This is a genomic window from Micromonospora sp. NPDC049580 (assembly GCF_040675595.1).
Lineage (GTDB): Bacteria > Actinomycetota > Actinomycetes > Mycobacteriales > Micromonosporaceae > Micromonospora.
The window spans coordinates 1-3,020 of the sequence record NZ_JBFAPG010000623.1; the positions used below are offsets into that span (position 1 = coordinate 1).

General features: G+C 72.3%; 3 protein-coding genes. 2 read left to right on the forward strand and 1 reads right to left on the reverse strand.

Annotated elements, in window-relative coordinates:
• A partial coding sequence (locus tag AB0J68_RS30090; protein WP_363942014.1) for an LLM class flavin-dependent oxidoreductase occupies positions 1–1,357 on the reverse strand: 1,357 nt, incomplete at its 3' end.
• A gap of 59 nt (positions 1,358–1,416) precedes the next feature.
• Here AB0J68_RS30090 and AB0J68_RS30095 point away from each other — a divergent pair.
• Positions 1,417–2,499 carry a methyltransferase gene (locus AB0J68_RS30095; RefSeq protein ID WP_354855225.1) on the forward strand — a complete coding sequence of 361 codons (1,083 nt, stop codon included), beginning with the start codon at positions 1,417–1,419 and terminating at the stop codon, positions 2,497–2,499.
• Positions 2,500–2,510: 11 nt separating this feature from the next.
• Positions 2,511–2,987 (forward strand): VOC family protein, encoded by a 477-nt coding sequence (locus AB0J68_RS30100; protein WP_363942018.1) that lies wholly within the window; start codon positions 2,511–2,513, stop codon positions 2,985–2,987.
• The last annotated feature ends 33 nt before the right edge of the window (positions 2,988–3,020 follow it).

Consider the following 3,020-nt stretch of genomic DNA (forward strand, 5'->3'; position numbering starts at 1 on the left):
CCCGGGCCGGCACCCGGGCCGGCCCGGACGCGCCGGCGCCGAAGTAGCGCTCCCGCAGCGTCCGCTCCGCCGGGTCGTACGCGGTGCGGAACAGGCCACGGCGCTGCAACTCCGGCACGAGCAGGTCGCAGATGTCGTCGATGCCCTGGGTCGTCGGGCAGGGGATCAGGTTGAAACCGTCCACGTCGGCCACCGCGCACCACTCCTCCATCCGGTCGGCGACCTGCTCGACCGTGCCGAAGAGGGTCACCGGCGCTCCGGTGCGGGGCCGGCGGGCGGTCGCCACCAGGTAGCGCACGTCGCCGACCGTCCAGGTGCGCTCGGGTCCGAGCCGGCGCAGGAAACCCACGAAGCTCTGGCTGCCCTGCCCGGCGATCTCCGCCACCGGCGTCTCGTCCGGGTACGCCGCGAGGTCCACGTCCATCCAGCCGCACCACTTGGCGAGCTGGCCCTCGCCGCTCCACAGCGCCACGTACTCCTCGGCACGTCGGCGGGCCTCCGCCCGGGTCGGGGCGACCATCACCATGCTGCCCTGCAACGCCTTCACCGAGCGCGGGTCGCGCCCGTGTGCGGCCACCTCGGCGCGCAGCCGGGCCACCTGCGACGCGCCGCTGGCCGGGTCCGCCATGGTCAGGAAGACCACCTCGGCGTGCCGGGCCGCGAAGGTCATCCCCCGTCCGGACGCCCCGGCCTGGTAGAGCACGGGGGTGCGCTGTGGCGACGGCTCGCACTGGTGCGGGCCCCGCACGGAGAACCAGCGCCCCTCGTGGCCGATCTCGCGTACCCGGTCCGGGTCGGTGAAGACGTTCGCGGCGACGTCGCGCCGGACCGCGTCGTCGTCCCAGCTCTCCTCCCACAGCCGCCGGGCCACCTCGACGTACTCGTCGGCCCGGTCGTAGCGCTCGTCGTGGTCCAGGTACGAGCCGAGCCCGTTCGCCGACGCGGACCGCAGATACGAGGTGACGATGTTCCAGGCGACCCGTCCGCCGGTGAGGTGGTCCAGCGAGCTGAACACCCGGGCGCACTCGTACGGGGCGTGGTAGGTCGTCGAGTAGGTGACGGCGAGGCCCAGCCGGGAGGTGGTGGCCGCGATCGCCGGCAGCACGAGCAGCGGGTCGATCGACGGGATCTGCACGGCGTGCCGCACGGCGGCCCGCCAGGAGCCCTGGTAGACGTCGTAGGTGCCGTGCACGTCGGCGAAGAAGAGCGCGTCCAGGCAGGCGGCCTCCAGGCGGCGACCCAGCTCGACCCAGTAGCCGAGATCGCGGTAGCCGGTGGCGCTTCGGTCGGCGGGATGTCGCCAGAACCCCTTGAACTGCGGTGACGGCGAGCACTGGGTGAACAGGTTGAGATGCACGTATCAAGTGTCTCGTATGCTATCTGGTATCGCAACGCTCGACCGGATACCGTACGGACATGTCCGTGACGCCTCGCATCGACCTCGCGTCGGTCACCCGCCTCACCGAACTGGCCGACTACATCGTTCCGTTCACCATCCGGGTCATGTGTGACCTCGCGGTCGCCGACCAGCTCATCGAGGGTCCGTTGCCGGTGGACGTGCTGGCCCGGCGCGTCGGCGCCGACCCCGGCGCGTTGACCCGTGGCCTGCGCGCGCTGGCCGGGCGGGGCATCTTCACCGAGGTCACGCCCGAGGTCTTCGGGCTCACCCCACTGGCCGAACCGCTGCGCAGCGACCACCCCTTCTCGGTCCGCGAGTGCTTCCCCCTCATGCCGCCGGACATCTACTCGTGGGCGCGGCTGACGCACAGCCTGCGTACCGGCGAGACCGCGTTCGGGCACGTGCACGGCGGCACGCGCTACTACGACCACTTCGCCGACCACCGGCACGAGTGCGTCCGGTTCGAGCGGTCGGCCGAGAGCGTCAACCCGTTCGTGCTGCGCACCGTGGCGCCGGCGCTGGATCTGGGCACGGCCCGGACGTTGGTGGACGTGGGCAGCGGGCACGGCACCTTCGTCGCCGGCCTGCTCGCCCGCCACCGCGAGCTGCGCGCGATCCTGCTCGACCTGCCGCACGTGGTGACCGAGGCGCCAGACGTGCTGGCCCGCGCGGATGTCGCCGACCGGTGCGAGGTCCGCGGCGGCAGCTTCTTCGACCCGCTGCCCGAGGGCGCCGACGTGTACCTGCTCAAGACGATCATCCACGACTGGCCGGACGAGCAGGCCGCCGCGATCCTGCGCAACGTCCGCGCCGCCGCCCGGCCCGACAGTCGACTGGTCATCGTCGAGTCGGTGAGCCGCTACGGCAACCACGACGACACCGGCAAGGTGATGGACGTCAAGGCGCTCGCGCTGTTCGGCGGGCGGACCCGGACCGAGCCGGAGTTCCGCGCGCTGCTCGACGACGCCGGGTTCCGGCTGTCGCGGATCACGCCGACCTCGTCGATGTCGGTCCTGGAGGCCGTGCCGGCGGTGCCCGCGCCCGACGGCGGCCAGCCCCTGGGCAGACCGGCCGTCGCGGCGGCCGGCCGGACGGCCTGAGGAGACCGGCGATGCCACGCCTGGACGGTCGCAACCACATCAACCTCACCGTCGTCGACCTGGAAGGCAGCACCGCGTTCTACTGCTCGGTGTTCGAGATGGTGGTGGTCAACGACGTCACGCCACCCGAGTCCGGCTTCCGCTTCCGTACCCTGCTGCACACGGCGTCGTTCGCGTCGGTGGTGCTGGGCTGCCTCGTGGACCCGCCCGACGGTGGCACCGACCGCTTCGACGAGCGGCGCCCGGGGCTGCACCATCTGGCCTACCACGTGCCGGAGCGCGCCGACCTGGACGAGTGGGTGGTCCACCTGGACGCCGTCGGCGTCGCGCACTCCGGCATCACCACCTCCAAGCACGAGGCGGGGTCACAGATCTGGCTGCGCGACCCGGACAACATCTGGCTGGAGTTCTACTGGGTGAACCGGGACTTCTTCGTCGACCGGCTCCGCCAGGTGTGGCGGCGCGACCGCCGAACGACCCGCGTCTGAGCCGCTCGACGCGAGGGGCCGCCCGGTCGGGCG